Here is a 19,555-nt window from a genome sequence, read left to right as displayed (position 1 = left end):
ACACTCTCGGTCGAGTGGAACGGTGCGGAGGGAACGGTGGTCAGGCGGCGACGGCCCGGAACCTGGCCACGAGCGGGTAGATCGCGCAACCGAGGCACACCCCGAACGCGGCGTTGAGCAGCGCGGCGAACAGCGCGAACCCGGTGGCGACGAGACCGGCGAGGTCGGCGCCGAGGAGGAATCCGAAGGTGCCCACGGCGGCGAACACGAACCCGACGAGCTGCGCGAACCGCAGCGGGGCGACCGGTTCCTTCTCGGTGGGGGCGCCCAGCCGGGGCGCGACGAGCCGCGCGAAGAGCAGGCCGTAGGGGCTGCGGCGCGGGCCGAGGGCCGCACCGGCCGCGAACACCGCGGTCTGGACGGCGAGCAGTACGCCGGCCACCGTGGTCGAGACCGTCGCGACGGCCAGGACGACGACGAGGACGGCGGTGGTGATCCACGCCGCGAACCGGGGGCCGCGGACGTCTACCTGCTGACCCTGGCGGGCGGCGGGGGCGGTGGTGGACATGAGGGGTGCTCCTGCTGGGAGGGGACGCATGGGGGCGAACCGTCGCGGTGGCAACCGCGGGGATCACACCGGTGACGGCAGCGGATGCCGCGGAGACGGTCGGGCGTCTCGGCCGGGGTGATCAGCAGCAGGTACAGCAGAAGCCGCCGAGGCGGCACAGATCGACTGTGCGGCGTCGGGTGAGCATGAGCTCTCGGCAGGTCGACACGGCAGGCAGCTTAGCCGACGTCTCGACGGATCGGGGCCCAGGGGGTGCGCAGCGGCACCAGCGCGGCCCGCAGGTCCGCCGCGGCCGGCACCCCCGAAACCCGGTACCTTTCGGTGCCGGCGGCGTCGAACAGGAACGTCGTCGGCAGCGACAGCACGCCGAGTTCCCTTGCCAACTGCGGGTTCTCGTCGATGTCCAGTTCGAGGTCGCGGGGTGCCGGCAGCCCGTCGCCGGTGGCCGCGAGGTCGGCGACCACCTGAGCGACGACCCGGCGCACCGCGGCGCACGGTCCGCACCAGTCGGCGGAGAAGTGCAGCACCACCGGCGCACTGCCGGTGCCCACGCCCACCGCGGCCAGCAGGGGGCCGGGCCCCGGCGTGGGGGCGGCCGCGACGGCGCGGACCTTGCCCGCGCGGGCCCGCAGGACGGTCCCGGTGATCAGGGCGGCAGCCACCACCACCAGTAGTACGACGACGGCGGTCACAGGCGCTGAACCTCCTCGAGGTCGATCGTGGTCTGGTGCGCCTCGCCCTCGATCACGATCGTCGAGCCGCGGGCCTCGACCGCGGTCGGGCGCACCCCGAACGGCAGGTTCTGGGGTTCGATCGTGGTGGTGAACAGGCCCAGCACCGCCGGCTTCAGCGGATCCGGCACGGTGAAGTCCGCCTGTCCCTCCGGGCCGAAGTACAGGTCCGACGCGACGATGCGCACCGTGTCGCCCTCGAGCAGCAGGTCCGCCTGGACGCTGACCTCCGCGGAGACCGGGCCGACCGGAACCGTGCCGGTGAGGACGACCCCGCCCGCGGTGGTGCGTCCGGAGCCGCCGGACCCGCCGGTGCCGTCGGACTTGTCGGCCGGGGGAGCGGACACCTGCAGGTCGGGAATGCCGTAGAGCTGACCGAGCTCGGTCGCGTCGATCATCACGCGCCCGTACAGCAGGTCCACCGGCACCGAGCGGATCGAACCGTCGAGCAGCTCGCCCGCGGCCGCATGGGCACCGATCAGGTTGGCCTCGATCGTGATGTCGCCGAGCGTCCCGCTGGGCACGCCCTGCGCCCGGATCTCCACGTTCTCGTAGCGGCCCGCCCGGGCCTGGGTCAGGAACGGGAATCCGTGGATGGTCACCGCCGGGTCCGCCGTCAGCGCCCCACCCTCCCGCAGCGACCGCGAGACCCGGTACTCGGACCACGCCGCGGCGCCGAAATCGATCAGGAGCGCGACTCCGACGAGCGTCACGAGAGCGAGGATGAGTTTGCGCACCGCACCATTGTGACGGACGGCTCGCGCCGCTTCCCGAGTGCGGTTGCCCGGTGAACGCCGTCGTGGCGTTAATCTGTAGCGCGTCGTTTACACGAGTTTCGCGCAGCCCGCGAAGAATGGAGGCACGGTGGAGCTGTTGCTGCTGACCTCCGACCCCAACCCGGACGCGGTCCTGCCCTCGCTGTCGTTGCTCGCGCACTCGGTGCGCCCGGCACCGACCGAGGTGTCCTCGCTCCTCGAGGCCGGTTCCGCGGACATCGCCATCGTCGACGCCCGCACGGACCTGGCCGCGGCCCGCGGCCTGTGCCGGCTGCTCGGCAGCACCGGGTCGGCGATACCGGTCGTCGCCGTGCTCACCGAGGGCGGCCTGGTGGCGGTGAACCCGGAGTGGGGGCTGGACGACATCCTGCTGACCACCACCGGCCCCGCCGAGCTGGACGCGCGGCTGCGATTGCTGGTCGGCCGGTCCGGCGGTGCGGCGGGCCCCGAGAACACCGGCAAGATCACCCTCGGGGAGCTCTCGATCGACGAGGGCACCTACACCGCTCGCCTGCGTGGCCGCCCCCTCGACCTGACGTACAAGGAGTTCGAGCTCCTCAAGTACCTCGCGCAGCACGCCGGCCGGGTGTTCACCCGCGCGCAACTGCTGCAGGAGGTCTGGGGTTACGACTTCTTCGGCGGCACCCGCACCGTCGATGTGCACGTGCGGCGCCTGCGCGCCAAGCTCGGCCCCGAGTACGAGTCCCTGATCGGCACGGTCCGCAATGTCGGCTACAAGGCGGTGCGGCCCACCACCAAGACCGGGAAGGGCGGCTCCACCACCATCGAGTTCGAGGACGCCGAACTCGCGGACTAGGCTCGCCGTCGTGGAATTCGTCAGCCGACTGTCCGCCGAGCAGGCCGCCGAGGTGCGGGCGCTCGTCGCCCGCGCCCACGCCGCCGACGGAACGGCCCCCGTGTCCGAGCAGGTGCTGCACTCCCTCACCGGCGACGGCGACGTCCGGCACCTGGCGGCCGTCGATGCCGCCGCGATCGTCGGCTACGCCAATCTGGTCCCCGGTCACGGGGAGCACCCGGCGATGGCCGAGGTGGTCGTCGATCCGCCGCACCGCCGCCGCGGCGTGGGGTCGCGGCTCGTCGCCGCGGCCCTCGACGCCGGTGGTGCCGGCACCCGGGTGTGGGCACACGGCGACCTCGAGTCCGCGCGGGCGCTCGCGGCGCGGCTCGGCCTGACCCCGGTCCGGGAACTCCTGCAGCTGCGGCGCCCCCTCGGGGAGCCCGGGCTGCCGGCCCTGCAGGTTCCCGACGGGCTGATCCTGCGGACCTATTGCGGACCCGAGGACGACGCGGAACTGCTGCGGGTCAATGCCGCCGCCTTCGCGTGGCACCCCGAGCAGGGCCGCTGGACCGAGCGCGACGTCGCGCAGCGCCGCAGCGAGTCCTGGTTCGACCCGGCCGGGGTGTTCCTCGCCTTCGACGAGCAGGACCCGGACCGGCTCCTCGGCTTCCACTGGACGAAGGTGCACGCCGCCACGGCGGACCAGCCGGCGATCGGGGAGGTGTACGTGGTGGGCATCGATCCCGGGGCGCAGGGGCGCGGTCTCGGCCGGCTGCTCACGCTCGCCGGGTTGCGGTATCTGCGGGAACGCGGGCTCGGCGCGGTGCTGCTGTACGTCGAAGGCGACAACGACGCCGCGCTGCGCACCTACGGCCGGCTCGGATTCGAGCGATTCCACGTGGACCTCGCATACGCGAGAGCGTGAGCGGAGCACGTACCGAACGAGTCCGGCCCGTGAATGTCGTGTGACGTCGACCATACGGACTGCAGGTGTACTTTTCGCGTTCACGTCGCGTTCACCTTCGGGCGCCCAACCGTCAACCCGTCCTCATTAACTTTCCATTACGGGCCGCAGCATGCCGGTCCGGCGCCGGGATCACCCCGCGCCTGATGCCGCCGCCCGTGTCGCGGGCGTGCCGGTCGCGAATTCCGGAGGAGTACGAGTGAACCTCAAGCGCAATGGCGCCCTGCTCGGTGTGGTGGCTGCAGGTGCCCTCACCCTGGCCGCATGCGGCAGCGACAACAATGCCGCCTCGACGGACGTGGACGCGTCCGCATCGGCCGCGACGTGTGAGGGCAAGGAGACGCTGTCCGCCGCCGGGTCGTCCGCGCAGAAGAACGCGATGGACCAGTTCGTGTCCACCTACATCGCGGTCTGCCAGGAGAAGGGCAAGAACGTCAACGTCGCCTACAACCCGTCGGGTTCCGGTGACGGCCGCACCCAGTTCATCGCGAAGCAGATCGACTTCGCCGGCTCCGACTCCGCCATCAAGAGCGAGCAGGCCGCCCAGGCCGCCGAGCGCTGCGCCGGCAACCCCGCCTGGAACCTGCCGCTGGTCTTCGGTCCGGTCGCCGTCGCGTACAACGTCGAGGGCGTCGACAACCTCGTGCTCAACGGCGAGACCGTCGCCAAGATCTTCAACGGCACCATCAAGCAGTGGAACGACCCGGCCATCGCGGCTCTCAACGAGGGTGTGAGCCTTCCGGATTCGGCCATCACCCCGATCGTCCGCTCGGATTCGTCGGGCACCACCGACAACTTCCAGAAGTACCTCGAGGCCGCCTCGAACGGTGCCTGGACCACCGGCGCCGGCTCCGACTTCACCGGCGGTGTCGGTGAAGGCGCCAAGGGATCGGCCGGTGTCGCCCAGGCCGTCGCCAGCGCCCCCGGCGCGATCACCTACGTCGAGAAGTCCTTCGCCGACCAGAACAACCTGAACGTCGCACAGATCGACAACGGATCCGGCGCGGTGGAGCTGACCGACGAGACCGCGTCGAAGGCCATCGAGGCGGCGACCTTCGCTCCGACCGGTGAGGGCGACCTGACGCTCGACCTGACCTCGATCTTCGGTACGAAGGAGGAGGGGGCCTACCCGATCATGCTCGCGACCTACGAGATCGTGTGCTCCGCCGGTTACGATGCCGACACCTCCGCGGCCGTGAAGTCGTTCCTCGTCAGCGCGGCCAACGAGGGCCAGGAAGGCCTCGCCGAGCAGGGCTACGTGCCGCTGCCCGAGTCCTTCAAGGCGAAGCTCACCGAGTCGATCAACGCCATCGCCTAGCCGATGAGCGCCGCGGACCGTACCGTCAATCCCCAGCAGAGAGAGATCGCGAGCGCAGATGAGTGACGCGCCCACCAAATCCGCACCTCGCACTCCCGGGTCCGGCAGCGATGCCGGGCCCGGGGCGGGCGGTCCGCACGGCAACACCCCGGAGGCCACGATTACCACTCCAGCGCGCGGCGACAGCAAGCCGCTGACCAGGCCGGGCGACCGGATCTTCCGTTCACTGGCCTCCGGGTCCGCCGTTCTCATCTCGGTGATCATCGCGGCCATCGGCGTGTTCCTCGTCTGGCGTGCGGTGCCGGCGCTGCAGCGCAACACCGTCAACTTCCTCACCAGCCGCGAGTGGGTCACCCAGGACATCGCCGCTATGGCGTTCGGCGTCCTCGACCTGTTCCAGGTGACCGTGCTGGTGTCGTTCTTCGCGCTGGTGCTCGCGATGCCGGTCGCACTCGGCATCGCGATCTTCCTCACCTCGTACTGCCCCGAGCGCATCAAGAAGCCCCTGGCGTACGTCATCGACCTGCTCGCCGCCGTGCCGTCCATCGTCTACGGCCTGTGGGGCCTGCTGGTCCTGGCCCCCGCGATCCGGCCGCTGGCGACGTGGCTCAACGAAAGTCTCGGCTGGTTCCCGCTGTTCGCGTCCGGATCGGGTTCCATCCTCGGCGGCGGCACCATCTTCACCGCGGGCATCGTGCTCGCCGTGATGATCCTGCCGACCATCGCCGCGGTGAGCCGGGAGGTGTTCGTGCAGACGCCGACGTCCCATATCGAGGCGGCGCTCGCTCTCGGTGCGACCCGCTGGGAGGTCGTCAAGACCACGGTGATCCCGTTCGGCAAGTCGGGCTACATCAGCGGCTCGATGCTCGGTCTCGGCCGCGCACTCGGCGAGACCATGGCGCTGTACCTGATCCTGCGCACCACGTCGCAGCCGTTCTCGTGGTCGCTGTTCGACGGCGGTGCCACCATCGCCTCGAAGATCGCCCTCGGTTACGCCGAGTTCAACAACGACATCCAGGCCGGCGCCTACATCGCCGCGGGTCTGGTGCTCTTCGTGCTGACCTTCGTGGTCAACGCCGCGGCGCGTGCGGTCGTCGCAGGAAAGAAGGACTGAAGCCATGACGACCACTCTCCTCGAGACACCGGTCAAGGGCCCCACCTTCCGGGGCGTCGGCACCCGTCGGCGCGTCTCGGATCTCACCGCCACCGTCCTGGTCACCGTGTCGGTGCTGATCGCTCTCGTGCCGCTGGCATGGGTGCTGATCACCGTGATCGTCAAGGGTCTTCCCGCCCTGGCCAGCGCCACCTGGTTCACGAATTCCTTGAGCGGTCTGTCCGCGTCCGCGATGGGCGGTGGCATCTACCACGCCCTCGTCGGGACCCTGCTGCAGGGCCTGGTGTGCGCGGTGATCTCCATCCCGATCGGCATCTTCGTGGCGATCTTCCTCGTGGAGTACGGCGCCGGCACGCGACTGGGCAGGATCACCACCTTCATGGTGGACATCCTCAGTGGTGTCCCCTCCATCGTTGCCGCGCTCTTCATTTACGCACTGTGGATCGCCACCTTCGGCTTCCCGAAGTCCGCCTTCGCGGTGTCCCTGGCGCTGGTCCTGCTCATGGTTCCCGTGGTTGTGCGCAGCACCGAGGAGATGCTCCGGATCGTGCCGCAGGATCTGCGCGAGGCCTCCTACGCCCTCGGTGTGCCCAAGTGGAAGACCATCGCGCGCATCGTGATTCCGACCGCGCTGCCCGGCATCATCACCGGCGTCATGCTGGCCCTGGCCCGCGTCATGGGCGAGACCGCTCCGCTGCTGATCCTGGTCGGCTACGCGCCGTTCATCAACTTCAACCTGTTCGGCGGCGAGATGGGCAGCCTGCCCGGCGTCATGGTGGCGGAGATGAACAACCCGACCGACGCAGGCACGATGCGGATCTGGGGCGCTGCCCTGACCCTCATCCTCGTCATCGCCATCCTCAACATCGTTGCCAAGGTGGTCGGCCACTTCTCCCAGGTGCGCACCAAGTAGGTCACCTCATGTACACACCCTTCGATTTCGATACACCAGTAGGGAGCCGGTAATGGCCAAGCGTCTGGACCTCAAGGACGTCAACATCTTCTACGGCAAGTTCCACGCCGTCTCCGACGTGACGCTGTCCGTGCCGCCGCGGAACGTCACCGCGTTCATCGGACCGTCGGGCTGCGGCAAGTCGACCGTGCTGCGCTCGCTCAACCGCATGCACGAGGTGACCCCCGGTGCCCGCGTCGAGGGCTCCGTGCTGCTCGACGGCGAGGACATCTACGACTCGTCCGTCGACCCGGTCGGCGTCCGCAAGACGATCGGCATGGTGTTCCAGCGCCCCAATCCGTTCCCCACCATGTCGATCCGCGACAACGTCGTCGCCGGCCTGAAGTTGCAGGGCGTGCGCGAGAAGAACAGGCTCGACGAGATCGCCGAGCGGTCGCTGCGCGGCGCGAACCTGTGGAACGAGGTCAAGGACCGCCTCGACAAGCCCGGCGGCGGCCTGTCGGGTGGCCAGCAGCAGCGCCTGTGCATCGCCCGCGCCATCGCGGTGCAGCCTGAGGTGCTCCTGATGGACGAGCCGTGCTCCGCTCTCGACCCGATCTCCACCCTCGCCATCGAGGACCTGATCGCCGAGCTGAAGCAGGACTACACCATCGTGATCGTCACGCACAACATGCAGCAGGCCGCGCGCGTGAGCGATCAGACCGCGTTCTTCAACCTCGAGGCCACCGGTAAGCCGGGCCGGCTCGTCGAGATCGACGACACCGAGAAGATCTTCTCCAACCCCACCCAGAAGGCCACGGAGGACTACATCTCCGGCCGCTTCGGCTGAGCCGGCTGCGACTTCGGCACCGCGGACGCGGAAAGGCCCCGCCCGGAAACTCCGGGCGGGGCCTTGTGCCGAGTCGGGTTACTGATCCTGCGGGTACACCGTGAGCTTGTCGACGCGCTCGCGCATCGCCCGGAAATCCTCGTCGGTGGGGAGCTTGCCGGTGACCAGGAAGATCACGCGACGACCCACCTCGACGGCATGGTCGGCGAACCGTTCGTAGAACCGGCCCAGCAGCGTCACATCCACAGCCGCGGCCACGCCGTGCTTCCACTCCCGGTCCATGAGCACGGTGAACAGGTGACGATGGAGATCGTCCATCGCCTCGTCCTCCTGGTGGAGCCGGGCCGCCCGCTCGGGGTCGCGCGTCTCGAGGATCTCCCTGGTCGCTGCGCCGAGCGAGACTGCGATGCGGCCCATCTCGGCGAAGTAGCCGTTGACCTCTTCGGGCAGAACATGATTGGGGTGCCGGCGTCGCGTCGCCTTGGCGACGTGCAGTGCCAGCGCACCCATCCGGTCGATGTCGGCGACGATCTGGATGCCACTGACCACGGAACGCAGATCACCGGCGACCGGCGCCTGGAGGGCGAGGAGCGAGAAGGCCTTCTCCTCGCACTGGGTACTCAGGTCGGTGATCTTGTCGTGCTCGCCGATGACGGTCTCGGCGAGCGCCAGATCCGCCTGGAGCAGCGCCTGGGTGGCCCGCTCCATCGCAAGGCCGGCAAGGCCCGCCATCTCTCCGAGGAGATCGGCGAGCTCGGTCATCTGTTCGTGGTATACGACGCGCATAATGGCACAGACTACGGCGCAGACAAAGCCGAGTCACGAGCAGCGGGTGAACGCCGGGTGAATGGACGGGCTCGAGGTGCTGCTCAGGCGCAGGAATCGTCGCCCGCGTTGGTGATCGACAGGTCGACCGGCAGCTCGTTCTCCTCGGCGGCCTGGATCGGCACCGTCGGCAGGACCGAACCCACCTCGGTCGGAGCCGCGATGCTGCCGACGAACCCGGTGCCGAGGACGAGTTCCACGATGCCGCCGAGGTCCTGGGACTCCTGCAGCACGGCCCCCGGAACTGCGGAGGCCAGCGTCAACGCCTCGGCCTCCAGCCCGGGGGAGAAGCGGACGACGGTCTCCTTGCTCGTCCCGGAGTAGTTGCCGACGCTGTAGATCGGGAAACCGTAGGCGCCGAGTTCTTCCGCGGTCCGGGCCGCGAGGCCGGATTCGCCGGAGGCGTTGGACACCTGCACCGACACCGTCGAGGGGTCCACCGCGGTCTGTGCAGGCAGCGGGGCTGCCGGCGGCGCTGACGATTCCGGCTCGGGAACATCGCGTTTCTCGCCGGGGAGCGGTTCGTCGTCGATGATCGCGTTGAAGATCGCCTTGATGTCGTCGAGACGCGGAATCTCGTTGCCCCACTCGTTGGTTCCGGCCGTCGGCACGGTGAGAAAGGTGACGGCGCCGGCTTCGACCCGCTGCAGCGAGCGGCCGAGCCGGACGAGGGACTCGGTGTCGACGTTCTCGACGAACGTGGCGCGGGTGAACGCGTTGATGAACCCGTTCAGCTTGCCGGGGTCGAACAGGACCTTGTTCGACATGGCCGAGCGCAGCAGTGACGACAGGAACTTCTGCTGCCGGGTGATACGCCCGTAGTCGCCGTTGCCCTCCGACTCGACCTTGCGGGCCCGCACGTAGTCCAGGGCCCGGCGGCCGTCGAGGGTGTGGGTGCCCGCCGTCTCGATGATGGTGCCGAGTTCCCCGTCGACCAGGGGGGTGGGTGTGCACACCTCGACGCCGCCGACCTCGTTGACCATGCTCTCGAAGCCCGCGAAGTCGATTCCGACGAAATGCCCGATCTTCAGGCCGGACAGCTTCTGGATCACCTTCACCAGGCACTTGGGCCCGCCCAGCGCGTAGGTGGCATTGAGCTTGTCGCCCTCGGCGGCGGGGAACGTCTCCGACGTGTACTCGCCGGTGGTGCTGTCCCAGCCGCGGCACACGGGCCGCGTCACGTCCAGGTCGCGCGGAAAGGAGACGGCGACGACGCGACTGCGGTCGGCGGGGATGTTGACGAGGATGACGGTGTCGGCGCGTGCGCCCTCGGCGTCGGCGACGGTGCCGGCGCCGACCGCGCCGCTCGCCCCGGCGCGGGTGTCGGTGCCGATGATCAGGTAGGTCTCGTCGCCGGTCTGCCCGCCGGGGTCGACGATGTCGGTGGATTCGGTGTCCAGCGCCGCGATCTGGGCGAATCCGGCCTCGGTGGAACGCACGTAGCCCCACACCAGGCCGCTGCCGACGAGGGTCAGCACGGACAGCAGCGCCAGAACGGTGCGGCCCACGGTCGCGAGGCGCCGGCGTTTGCGGCGCTTGTTCAGAGCCAGCCTGCTCAGGCCGTCGCCCCCGACGGCCTGGGGCAGCGCGGGCGGCTGGTCGGGGTCGTCGCTCCGCCGTCCGGCACGGTCGTCGCGCGGGGGTGGGGGCGGCGGGCCGGTCGGCGGGGCCGCGGCCACGGGCGGGATCTTCTCGGTGGGGTCGTCGTCGACGGCCGGCGTCCGCCGCGGCCGGCCCGGCTGCGGGCCCGGCACGGCCGGTTCGGGTTCGGGGTGCCGCCCGGGCGGGCTGTCGCGCCCGACCTTGTTCATCAGCGCGGCGACGGTGACCTGATCGGGATTCTCGTCGGGGGCGGCCGAGCGGCGGGGGCGGCCGGTATCCGCGCCCCGGCCCGACGGCGCGGGTCCGGCGTCGGCGGGCGGCGCAAGACCCTCCGGACGTCGTCGCACCCGGCCGGAATGTGAGCTGCGATACCCGGAGTCGGCGATAGGACGTTCCCACGGAGCGCGACTGTCGGGCAGGCCCGACTCGTGCTCCTCACCCACCGATTCCCTCGCCTCTCCGCGGATGTTCCGCTCTCGTACGCATCCGCCACCACGGCGATTCCGTCATGATACTGGCGGCCTCGGTCCGGATCGAGCGTCCGCCGAGCACCGGTCCGGTTCGTCCGGCCCGCACGGCGGACCCTGCGGTCAGCCGCCCGAGTGCATGACGTCGGCGCCCGCCGGCACCATGCAGTCCTCCGGGTCGTCGAGCCAGCCGTCCGGCAGTGCGACGGTACCGGGGGAGCCCTGGCGACCGCGCGGGCCCTCCGCGTCCTTCGGGAAGGGCACGGTCGGATCGAGCCGGCCGAGCAGGTCGTCCAGCTCGGCGAGACCGGACACGCGCGCCAGGGCGTTGCGCACGTCGGATCCGGCCGGGAAGCCGCGCAGGTACCAGGCGATGTGCTTGCGAATCTCACGCGTGCCGCGGTCCTCGCCGTGGTGGTCGGCGAGGAGTTCGGCGTGCCGGCGCATGATGGCCGCCACCTCGCCCAGGTTCGGCGGGGTGGGCATGGGGGTGCCGTTCAGTGCGGCGCTGAGTTCGGCGAACAGCCAGGGCCGGCCGAGGCATCCGCGTCCGACGACGACGCCGTCGCAGCCGGTCTGCTCCATCATCTTCTGGGCGTCCTCGGCGGCGAAGATGTCGCCGTTGCCCAGCACCGGCACGTCGGTGACGTGCTCCTTGAGGCGGGCGATCTCGTTCCAGTCGGCCTCACCCGAGTAACGCTGCGCGGCCGTGCGGGCGTGTAGCGCGACGGCGGCGGCGCCCTCGGCCGCCGCGATCCGGCCCGCGTCGAGGTGGGTGTGATGATCGGCGTCGATGCCGATGCGGAACTTCACGGTCACCGGGATGTCGGTGCCCTCGGTGGCGCGGACGGCGGCCGCGACGATGTTGCCGAACAGCCGCCGCTTGTACGGCAGCGCCGAGCCGCCGCCCTTGCGGGTGACCTTCGGCACGGGGCAGCCGAAGTTCATGTCGATGTGGTCGGCGAGGTTCTCGTCGACGATCATCTTCGCGGCCTGGTACGTGACGTCCGGGTCGACGGTGTACAGCTGCAACGACCGCGGCGTCTCGGTGGGGCCGAACGTCGTCATGTGCATCGTGACGGGGTGGCGTTCCACGAGTGCCCGGGCGGTGACCATCTCGCACACGTACAGCCCCGACGTGCTCCCCGACCGCTCGAGTTCGAGTTCGCGGCACAGGGTGCGAAAGGCGACATTGGTGATTCCCGCCATCGGCGCGAGTACGACCGGGCTGTTCAACTCGAGCGAGCCGATGCGAAGGGGTGACATGAAAAAACCTCGAAGACGGCGTGAAGAAGAAGTGCGTGCAACTGTGCCCGGCACCGAATCCGGTACCGGGCACAGGATAGCTGTTCGGGGCCGCTGCTCCCGAATCACGGAACGGCCTGGATCAGGACGCGGCCTCGTTGCGCTCGCGGCGGGCGGCCTCGCGGGCGAGGGACCGATCGCGCATCTCCTCGAACTTCACCGCCTGCTTCTCGAGATCCTCGAGGAAGGTGCCGAGCTCGTCGAGGATGCGGGCGCCCTCGGCACCGAAGTCCTCACGCTCGAAGATGCGCCACTTGCGGAGCACCGGCATGACCACCTCGTCGAGGTGCTGACGCAGGTCGTAGATGCCGTGCTTGGCCATCAGCACGCCGTTGCGGCGGAAGTTGGGCATACCGGCGCCGGGCATCTGGAAGTTCTTCAGCACGTCTGTGATCGCCGCGAGGGTCTGGTCCGGGGCGACGTCGAGGGCCGCTTCGCAGATGTTGCGGTAGAAGATCATGTGCAGGTTCTCGTCGGCGGCGATGCGCTGGAGCATCTTGTCGGCGATCGAGTCGTGGCACGCCCGGCCGGTGTTGCGGTGCGAGACGCGGGTGGCCAGCTCCTGGAAGGTGACGTACGACACCGAGTGCAGCATCCCGACCTCGTTGGGCGAGGCGAACCCGTTGGTCATGTGCTCCATGCGGGCGTTCTCGAGGGCGACGGGGTCGACACCGCGGGTGACGACGAGGTAGTCGCGCATCACGATGCCGTGGCGGTTCTCCTCGGCGGTCCAGCGGCCCACCCAGGTGCCCCAGGCGCCGTCGCGCGAGAAGCTCTCGGCGATCTCGCGGTGGTAGGACGGCAGGTTGTCCTCGGTGAGGAGATTGGTGATCATCGCGGCCTTGGCGACCTCGTCGAGCTTCGACTGCTCGGGCTCCCAGTCCACGCCACCCATGGCGGCGAAGTTGCGCCCCTCGTCCCAGGGCACGTAGTCGTGGGGGTGCCAGTCCTTGGCCATCGAAAGGTGGCGGTTGACGTTCGCCTCGGCGACGGGCTCCAGCTCGCGCAGAAGCTCCAGCTGAGTCAGAACTCGCGTCATTCCGTTTACCTCTCCATAACTGTGCGTGTCACGTACGAATTACAGCCTACGGCACCGTAGGTTCGGCACCCGTTTGTCTGTTACCTGTTCCAAGTTCGGCCGACCGGGGCCTACCCGCCGATGGGATCACTCACAGACGGCGACGTCGTTATCATACCGGGGCGCGAACGGCGTCCCGGGGCGACGCGCGGGGGCAATCCATATCCCGCCGTGACCTCAGCGCTTGCCGGCGCCGAGGAGTCCGCCGAGCAGCTCGCCCAGGCCACCCCCGTTGCCGCCGAGAACGCTGCCGAGCACTCCGCCGAGACCGCCGCCGCTTCCGGTGCCGTTCGTCGCGCTGCGCAGGAGCCCGCCCAGCAGCTCGCCCAGGCCGCCCTGGCCGCCGGAACTTCTGCCGACCTGCTCGGCCAGGTACGTCAGCACGATCGGGGCGAGGATGGGCAGCAGCCGTGCGACGAGGTTGTTGCCGCCCGCCCCGTCGGCTCGGCCCAGCGTCTGCACGACCCGGTCCTTGTGGTCGCCGAACACGTTCGCCACGATCCGGTCGCCGTCCGCGGTGTCCACGTCGGTCACGTCCACTCCACCGTCGAGCAGGGCCGGGTTCCGGTGCTGGTCGAGCGCGGACAGCAGGGACGAGGCGCCGTCCGGATGCCGTGTGTTCGCCTCGAGGCCGCCGACCAGCGTGGGCAGGGCGGCCCGCACCGCCGTCGCCGCCGTCTGCTCGTCCACGTCGAGCCGGCGGGCGATCTGGTCGACCGGAATCCGCGAGAGGAGATCGTCGAGGGAAGGCATGGGAACCGAGGGTAGCCACCGTGGTCGCCCGCTCCGGGATCCCGCGTCGGCGTTTCGGCTACGCGGACGCCCGCCGCCCCGCGATCACCGCGCACAGCAGGGCGACCCCCAACCCGCTGAGCAGTAGCACGAACCCCGTCTGGTTGGTCAGCGCGGTAGCGTGGTTGACCTGCACGTAGTCGCCGAACCGCTGATAGACCCGCACCGCGAAGGCGCCGGCCGCGACGAGGCCGATCACCACCCCGGCCCAGCCGGCCACCGCCGAGTCGAACAGGGCGGCCAGGAGCAGCAGCACGGCGGCGAGCACGAGCGGCGCCGCCAGTGTCTGATGGACGGGCAGGTCGGCTGCGCCGAGGGCGGAGACGTCGCCGGCCGCGATCCCGTCGCGCAACTCGGTCAGCGGGACGTCGGTCGGCCGGGTCCCGGCCAGCACCGGGAGAAACGAGCCGATCCCCAGGGCGACGGCGGACAGGAACAGACCCAGGTCCACGAAGCTGCGCACGCCACTCCCATCGATCGTCGGATCGGTTTTGTGAGCGACCACACCCTAACCGCAATTCGGGTGCGGCAGCAGCGCGGAACCGACGATTCGGGCGCCGTGTCGGGCTTGCGGGTACGTAATCTGAGGGGAGCGGCACACCCGGACCCGGAAGGGGAACAACGCAATGGTGGGCAACGAGACGGTGCAGCGGTCGGGTCTTCCGCCGTGGGCCAAGAAGGCCCTGTGGAGCGTCGGGGCCCTGCTCGCGCTGGTGGTCGCGTACTTCGTGCTGGCGGCATTCGTCCCCCGGTGGTGGGCGCAGCGTATCGCCGGGCTGGCCGATGCCGGCTTCGCCCGCGGGATAGCCTGGGGCCTGCTGTTCGGCCTCGTGTGCACGTTCGTGCCGTTGGCCCTGTTCGCCGCCGCGTGGCGGATCAGGACGTGGCGCCGGCACCGCGTCCTGCAGGTGGTGTTCGCCGCCGCCGCCGTGGTGGTGGCGATCCCCAACCTGATGACGTTGAGCATCGTGCTGGGCAACGGGAACGCGGCCCATGCGGGGGAGCGGATCCTCGACGTCGACGCCCCCGGCTTCCGGGGCGCGACGCTCGTCGGTGCCGTCGTCGGCGTGATCGTGTTCCTGGTGTTCGCGGCCCTGAGTTACACGTACCGCAAACGCGGTCGCGACCTCGAGCGGGAGCGTGACGAGCGGGGCCGGCAGGAGCCGGAGCTACGAAGCGACCGGCCGGGCAAGGTGGTCGGCGCTCCGGAGTGACGGGCGACGACGAGCCGCCTCGTGCCGGGGCGCTCCCGTCCTTCCGGGCGGGCGAGGGTGTGGTGCCCCCACCAGGGCTCGAACCTGGGACCTGCGGATTAAAAGTCCGTAGCTCTACCAACTGAGCTATAGGGGCGTGGGCGCACAGTCTAGCTGCATCGCGCCGGACAACAGTATCGGACGCGCGGGCCGTTCGAAGGCTCGGGTGCGCACCCCCTGCGGCGCACCCGAGCCGCGCAAAAGCATACCACTTGGTGTGTTCTCTGCGAAGGCCGGAAAACGCCTGGTTGCGGGCGTGGGGGCCGGACGGCGGCTACAGTGGCGTCCGGGGGGGGACTGCCGGTCACGTACGGAGGCACGAACCCCCCATGTCACGTCAGCAAGAGCGGGCGCGGCGCACACGCGCGGCGATCGTCGAATCCGCGGCGATCGAATTCGCCCGGCGCGGATACGGCGCCGCCTCGGTCAACGCGATCCTCGAGCACTCCGGGGCCACCAAGGGTGCGATGTACTTCCACTTCGATTCGAAGGAAGCGCTCGCCCGGGCGGTGCTCGCGGAGGGCCTCGAGCGCTACCGGGTGATCGCCGACCGGTGGCTGGACGCGCCGGGGCTCGATCCGTTCGAGCGGCTGTACGGCCTCGTCGGAGATCTCGCCGATGCCCTGCACGGCGACGTCATCATCCAGGCAGAGTTCAAGCTCGTGACCGAGCCCGAGTTCGACGCGGAGGCCAAACTGCGCGGCAGCTCGGTGTGGGGGAAGGCCGGTCACCGGCTCGCCGTCGAGGCGCAGGAAGCGGGGCTGTTCCGTGCCGGGGTCGACCTCGAACGGTTCCTGGGTGTGCTCAGTGCGTGCCTGGCCGGGCAGCGCTACTTCCACGACCTCACCGCGGAGGACGTCGACGTCCGGGCCCGGTTCGCGGAATGCCTGGACGTCTGCCTCGAGGCGACGGCTGCGCCGCAGTGGCTCGAGCGGCGGCGTGGTGCGCCGGAGTTGCGCCTCGAAGGCGAACAACCGGCGTGACCTGCTGATTTGTGAATCCGGAAACCCGTGTCCTAAGCTATCCAAGCTCCCAACGGAACGCGAACCCGTTGAGGGTGCGGGTCGGAGTAATCCGGCGGGCCCCCTTCGTCTAGCGGCCTAGGACGCCGCCCTTTCAAGGCGGTAGCGCGGGTTCGAATCCCGTAGGGGGTACGCTTGCGGAAGCAGTATCACCGCATGCAGTACGGTTTGACCACAAGTGAAGAGCATGGCCCTGTGGCGCAGTTGGTTAGCGCGCCGCCCTGTCACGGCGGAGGTCGCGGGTTCGAGTCCCGTCAGGGTCGCAGAGTTGGCAATTGGCATTCGGTTCGGGTGCCGTCCGGCCAGGTAGCTCAGTTGGTACGAGCGTCCGCCTGAAAAGCGGAAGGTCGCCGGTTCGATCCCGGCCCTGGCCACCACACAATTTCATACGGTAGACCCACCGCTCGGCGGTGGGTTTTCTGTGGAAACCCCTTCGGGGGTGCACACGGCCCTGTGGCGCAGTTGGTTAGCGCGCCGCCCTGTCACGGCGGAGGTCGCGGGTTCGAGTCCCGTCAGGGTCGCTTCACGGCGAAGGCCCGGTCCCGAAACGGACCGGGCCTTCGCCGTCCCGACCGGTTCAGCCGCGGGCCCGGAGTTCCCGGCGAAGAAGCTTGCCGGACACGGTCTTCGGGATCTCGTCGATGATCTCCACCAGCCGCGGGTACTTGTATGCCGCCATTCTCTCCCTGGCGAAGGCGATCAGTTCCTCCGCGGTGACCGAATGCCCCGGACGGAGGCTGACGAACGCCTTGACCGTCTCGCCGCGGTAGCTGTCCACCACCCCCACCACCGCGGCCTCGCGCACCGCTTCGTGCTCGTAGAGCACGTCCTCGACCTCTCTCGGCCAGACCTTGTACCCACCGGCGTTGATCTGGTCCTTCTTGCGGTCGACGATGTAGAACCAGCCGTCGGCGTCCATGTACCCGACGTCCCCGGTGTGGAGGGCACCCCCGGGCAGTGCGGTCGCGGTCTCCTCGGGCTTGTTCCAGTAGCCGGCGACCACCTGCGGGCCCGACGTGACGAGCTCGCCCACCGCACCGACGGGAGGTCGTTGCCGTCCTCGTCGACGATCCGCACGACGGTGTCGAAGGTCGGGACTCCGACCGACAGGGCGCCGGACGCCTCGTCCACCGGAGCCCGGGTGCCGAACGGAACCGCATGCGAGGGGGAGGTGGTTTCGGTGAGGCCGTAGATGTTGTGGATGTACGTCCCGGAGAATCTCTCGAACGCCGCGACGGTGCTCGGTGGTATCGGCGCTCCGCCGGAGAAGATCTTGGTCAGCGTCTTCAGCGACTCCCCGCGGGCGCCGGGGGCGTTCATCAGCGCGATGAACACGGTGATCGAGCCGACCGTGAACGTCGCCCGCTCCACCGCCACCGTTTCGAGGGTCACGCCGGGGTCGAGCCGGTACATCAACACCAGCGGCGCACCTGTCAGCAGGGCGACAGCGATGTGCCCGACGAGCCCGGTGATGTGGAACAGCGGGGCGATTCCCAGCACGACGTCGTCCGCGCCGAGTCCCACCCATTCCCGGTAGGTGCGGGCGTTGAACACCACGTTGCGGTGAGTGGTCATCGCGCCCTTCGGTGGCCCGGTCGTACCGGACGTGTAGGTGAGGAACGCGATGTCGTCCGGGCCGAGAGTGTGCACGGGGACGGGCCGTCCCCGGAACTCGGCCAGGAGGGTCTGCAGGTCGAGGGTGTCGGGCAGATCGAGGCGTTCGATGCCGGAGAAGATCCGCTCGTCTCCGCGGGTCTGGTATTCGAGTTCGGACGTGGTGATCACGATCCGGACGGCGGTGCCGGCGACGACGTGCTGTGCGACGTCCCGGTACAGCCCCTGGAGTGCGACGAGCACGGTAGCCCCCGAGTCCAGGAGGATTTCGCCGAGCTCGCGTTCCTTGTTCATGGGGTTGACGGAGACCGGGATGCCGCCGGCCTTCCAGACACCGAGCTGCGCCACGACGAACTGCGGGACGTTCTGCAGGAACAGCGCCGCCCGCTCACCCGGGCGGAAGCCGTGGGCCGTCAGTGCGGCCGCGAACGCGTCGGACTGCTCGTCGAGTTCGCGGCGGGTCAGGCGCCCGTCGAAGTAGCGGATGATGTCCGCGTCCGGATCGTGAGCGACGGTGGCGCGGAACATCTCCAGCGCGTCGGTGTACTCCGGCTCGATGTGGATCGGCAGGCCGGGCGCGTAGCGCGCGAGCCAAGGCTTGCTGTCGTAGACGCCCGTGCGTGCGTGGCGGGGTCCGGCTGCGCTCATCGGATGACGACCGGATTGACCGGAGCGCCCGTGCCGCCCACGACCTTCAGTGGTGCCGCGGTGTACAGGAAGGTCCAGCGGTTGTCGGCGGCGCACGCGTCGGCGAGGTCCTCGAGCCAGGCGATCTCGGTGAGGGCCACACCGAGATTGCGCATGAGCGCGCAGTGCAGGGGCAGCGCCACGCCACTGGCCGGGTCGGTGGTCACCTCGTTGGCGATGGTGTCCGTGACCAGGTTGGGGATCTCCCGGTTCCGGAACCATTCGACCAGTTCGCGGCTGTAGGTCAGGCCGGGTTCGCAGAAGTCGGTGTAGAACTCGGTGGTGTCGTCGAGGCTGTACCAGTACTTCAGCCAGCCGGTCCGGATCACGAGGATGTCGTGCGGTTCGATGGTCACGCCCTGGGCGGCGGCGGCCGCCTCGAGGTCGTTGTGGTCGAAGGTCTCGCCGGCGCCGAGCCAGTCCTTGCCCCGGTGGCGCGCCATATCGATCAGGATCCCCCGGCCCACGACGCCCTTCTCGGCGATCGGCAGCACCGAGGCCTTGTCCATGCTGCCGACGGTGCTGCGCGCGTCGTATCCGTTCCAGAGTTTGCCGTCGTACCAGACGTGGCCGAGGGCGTCGTACTGGGTGGAGCCCTGCAGGAAGAGGGTGGCTGTGTCGTCGGCGTAGTGCAGTCCGCCGGGGAACTGCGGAGCGTCCTCGCCGTCCCACGACGATTCGTCGAGGGTGTTGCGGCGATCGATGCCGCTGCGGCTGGGCCACAGGGGATCGCCGGGGGCCTCCTTGCGGCCCATGTGGATCTGCAGGGTGAACACGTCGCCGGACTTGACCTCGCCGATTCCGCCGAGAACCTCCTTGGTGCCGAGGAAGTTCAGAGCTCCGAGCTCATCGTCGGCGCCCCAGCGTCCCCAGTTGCTGGGGGCGTCGTCGCCGAGCAGTTCGCGCATGGACGGGGCGTCGGACATACCGTCTCCTTTTCGGGTCGAGGTGCACTCGT

18 protein-coding genes, 5 tRNA genes and 1 pseudogene are annotated in these 19,555 nt (G+C 69.5%); 12 read left to right on the top strand and 12 right to left on the bottom strand.

Annotated elements, in window-relative coordinates:
- Positions 1 to 40 precede the first annotated feature (40 nt).
- The 3 genes from AIIKEEIJ_RS13490 to AIIKEEIJ_RS13480 form a co-directional block, all read right to left on the bottom strand.
- Entirely contained in the window at positions 41 to 508 is a 468-nt protein-coding gene (locus AIIKEEIJ_RS13490; protein WP_029541494.1) for a DUF4395 domain-containing protein, read from the bottom strand.
- 218 nt (positions 509 to 726) lie between these two features.
- Positions 727 to 1,200 (bottom strand): thioredoxin domain-containing protein, encoded by a 474-nt coding sequence (locus AIIKEEIJ_RS13485; RefSeq protein ID WP_161995853.1) that lies wholly within the window; start codon positions 1,198 to 1,200, stop codon positions 727 to 729.
- Positions 1,197 to 1,976, bottom strand: a complete 780-nt coding sequence (locus AIIKEEIJ_RS13480) for an LmeA family phospholipid-binding protein (RefSeq protein WP_050034647.1) — start codon at positions 1,974 to 1,976, stop codon at positions 1,197 to 1,199. The genes AIIKEEIJ_RS13485 and AIIKEEIJ_RS13480 overlap by 4 nt, the downstream gene beginning before the upstream one ends.
- 127 nt (positions 1,977 to 2,103) lie before the next feature.
- On the opposite strand from AIIKEEIJ_RS13480, the gene AIIKEEIJ_RS13475 reads away from it, so the two are divergent.
- From AIIKEEIJ_RS13475 to pstB, 6 genes are all read left to right on the top strand, one after another.
- Complete coding sequence (locus AIIKEEIJ_RS13475; RefSeq protein WP_006936407.1) at positions 2,104 to 2,832, top strand: winged helix-turn-helix transcriptional regulator; 729 nt, start codon at positions 2,104 to 2,106, stop codon at positions 2,830 to 2,832.
- A 10-nt stretch (positions 2,833 to 2,842) separates the two neighbouring features.
- Positions 2,843 to 3,739 (top strand): mycothiol synthase, encoded by an 897-nt coding sequence (mshD, locus tag AIIKEEIJ_RS13470; RefSeq protein ID WP_161995852.1) that lies wholly within the window; start codon positions 2,843 to 2,845, stop codon positions 3,737 to 3,739.
- 238 nt (positions 3,740 to 3,977) lie between these two features.
- Positions 3,978 to 5,096: a phosphate ABC transporter substrate-binding protein PstS gene (pstS, locus tag AIIKEEIJ_RS13465; protein ID WP_006936405.1), complete on the top strand. Its 1,119-nt coding sequence runs from the start codon at positions 3,978 to 3,980 to the stop codon at positions 5,094 to 5,096.
- Positions 5,097 to 5,154: 58 nt separating this feature from the next.
- The gene (pstC, locus tag AIIKEEIJ_RS13460) at positions 5,155 to 6,210 is read left to right on the top strand and encodes a phosphate ABC transporter permease subunit PstC (RefSeq protein WP_006936404.1); all 1,056 of its coding nucleotides are present in this window, start codon (positions 5,155 to 5,157) and stop codon (positions 6,208 to 6,210) included.
- A 4-nt stretch (positions 6,211 to 6,214) separates the two neighbouring features.
- Positions 6,215 to 7,123 carry a phosphate ABC transporter permease PstA gene (pstA, locus tag AIIKEEIJ_RS13455; protein ID WP_161995851.1) on the top strand — a complete coding sequence of 303 codons (909 nt, stop codon included), beginning with the start codon at positions 6,215 to 6,217 and terminating at the stop codon, positions 7,121 to 7,123.
- Between the two features lie 52 nt (positions 7,124 to 7,175).
- Positions 7,176 to 7,952, top strand: coding sequence for a phosphate ABC transporter ATP-binding protein PstB (gene pstB / locus AIIKEEIJ_RS13450; RefSeq protein ID WP_006936402.1), 777 nt, complete (start codon positions 7,176 to 7,178; stop codon positions 7,950 to 7,952).
- Between the two features lie 78 nt (positions 7,953 to 8,030).
- Here the strand turns inward: pstB and phoU are convergent, their stop codons facing one another.
- The 6 genes from phoU to AIIKEEIJ_RS13420 form a co-directional block, all read right to left on the bottom strand.
- Positions 8,031 to 8,738 carry a phosphate signaling complex protein PhoU gene (phoU, locus tag AIIKEEIJ_RS13445; protein WP_010593878.1) on the bottom strand — a complete coding sequence of 236 codons (708 nt, stop codon included), beginning with the start codon at positions 8,736 to 8,738 and terminating at the stop codon, positions 8,031 to 8,033.
- An 83-nt stretch (positions 8,739 to 8,821) separates the two neighbouring features.
- The gene (locus AIIKEEIJ_RS13440) at positions 8,822 to 10,822 is read right to left on the bottom strand and encodes an LCP family protein (protein WP_338020947.1); all 2,001 of its coding nucleotides are present in this window, start codon (positions 10,820 to 10,822) and stop codon (positions 8,822 to 8,824) included.
- Positions 10,823 to 10,969: 147 nt separating this feature from the next.
- Positions 10,970 to 12,112, bottom strand: a complete 1,143-nt coding sequence (gene dusB, locus AIIKEEIJ_RS13435; protein WP_161995850.1) for a tRNA dihydrouridine synthase DusB — start codon at positions 12,110 to 12,112, stop codon at positions 10,970 to 10,972.
- A gap of 121 nt (positions 12,113 to 12,233) precedes the next feature.
- The gene (locus AIIKEEIJ_RS13430; protein WP_006936396.1) at positions 12,234 to 13,190 is read right to left on the bottom strand and encodes an acyl-ACP desaturase; all 957 of its coding nucleotides are present in this window, start codon (positions 13,188 to 13,190) and stop codon (positions 12,234 to 12,236) included.
- 216 nt (positions 13,191 to 13,406) lie between these two features.
- A complete protein-coding gene (locus AIIKEEIJ_RS13425; RefSeq protein ID WP_161995849.1) occupies positions 13,407 to 13,982 on the bottom strand; it encodes a DUF937 domain-containing protein in 576 nt (191 codons plus the stop codon).
- Between the two features lie 58 nt (positions 13,983 to 14,040).
- A complete protein-coding gene (locus AIIKEEIJ_RS13420) occupies positions 14,041 to 14,484 on the bottom strand; it encodes a hypothetical protein (RefSeq protein WP_029541520.1) in 444 nt (147 codons plus the stop codon).
- Positions 14,485 to 14,647: 163 nt separating this feature from the next.
- Here AIIKEEIJ_RS13420 and AIIKEEIJ_RS13415 point away from each other — a divergent pair, with 163 nt between their 5' ends.
- Complete coding sequence (locus AIIKEEIJ_RS13415; protein ID WP_161995848.1) at positions 14,648 to 15,235, top strand: hypothetical protein; 588 nt, start codon at positions 14,648 to 14,650, stop codon at positions 15,233 to 15,235.
- Positions 15,236 to 15,295: 60 nt separating this feature from the next.
- Here the strand turns inward: AIIKEEIJ_RS13415 and AIIKEEIJ_RS13410 are convergent.
- A tRNA-Lys gene (locus AIIKEEIJ_RS13410) sits at positions 15,296 to 15,371 on the bottom strand.
- Between the two features lie 232 nt (positions 15,372 to 15,603).
- Between AIIKEEIJ_RS13410 and AIIKEEIJ_RS13405 the strand changes: the two genes are divergently transcribed.
- The 5 genes from AIIKEEIJ_RS13405 to AIIKEEIJ_RS13385 all read left to right on the top strand — a co-directional run bounded on the left by AIIKEEIJ_RS13405 (position 15,604) and on the right by AIIKEEIJ_RS13385 (position 16,817).
- Complete coding sequence (locus AIIKEEIJ_RS13405; RefSeq protein ID WP_006936388.1) at positions 15,604 to 16,257, top strand: TetR/AcrR family transcriptional regulator; 654 nt, start codon at positions 15,604 to 15,606, stop codon at positions 16,255 to 16,257.
- A 98-nt stretch (positions 16,258 to 16,355) separates the two neighbouring features.
- Positions 16,356 to 16,428: transfer RNA gene (locus tag AIIKEEIJ_RS13400), tRNA-Glu, on the top strand.
- Positions 16,429 to 16,485: 57 nt separating this feature from the next.
- A tRNA-Asp gene (locus AIIKEEIJ_RS13395) sits at positions 16,486 to 16,559 on the top strand.
- 37 nt (positions 16,560 to 16,596) lie between these two features.
- A tRNA-Phe gene (locus tag AIIKEEIJ_RS13390) sits at positions 16,597 to 16,673 on the top strand.
- 70 nt (positions 16,674 to 16,743) lie between these two features.
- A tRNA-Asp gene (locus AIIKEEIJ_RS13385) sits at positions 16,744 to 16,817 on the top strand.
- A 56-nt stretch (positions 16,818 to 16,873) separates the two neighbouring features.
- Here the strand turns inward: AIIKEEIJ_RS13385 and AIIKEEIJ_RS13380 are convergent.
- Both AIIKEEIJ_RS13380 and AIIKEEIJ_RS13375 read right to left on the bottom strand, forming a co-directional pair.
- Positions 16,874 to 18,558: pseudogene (locus tag AIIKEEIJ_RS13380) on the bottom strand (class I adenylate-forming enzyme family protein).
- Positions 18,555 to 19,523, bottom strand: a complete 969-nt coding sequence (locus AIIKEEIJ_RS13375; RefSeq protein WP_006936384.1) for a cyclase family protein — start codon at positions 19,521 to 19,523, stop codon at positions 18,555 to 18,557. Before AIIKEEIJ_RS13375 ends, AIIKEEIJ_RS13380 begins: the two are co-directional and overlap by 4 nt.
- Between the last annotated feature and the right edge of the window lie 32 nt (positions 19,524 to 19,555).

Origin of the sequence: Rhodococcus sp. YH1 (assembly GCF_009939605.1) — a bacterium.
GTDB lineage: Bacteria > Actinomycetota > Actinomycetes > Mycobacteriales > Mycobacteriaceae > Rhodococcus > Rhodococcus aetherivorans.
Note: the sequence above shows the minus strand (reverse complement) of the source record. Positions and strands in the feature narration are given on the sequence as shown.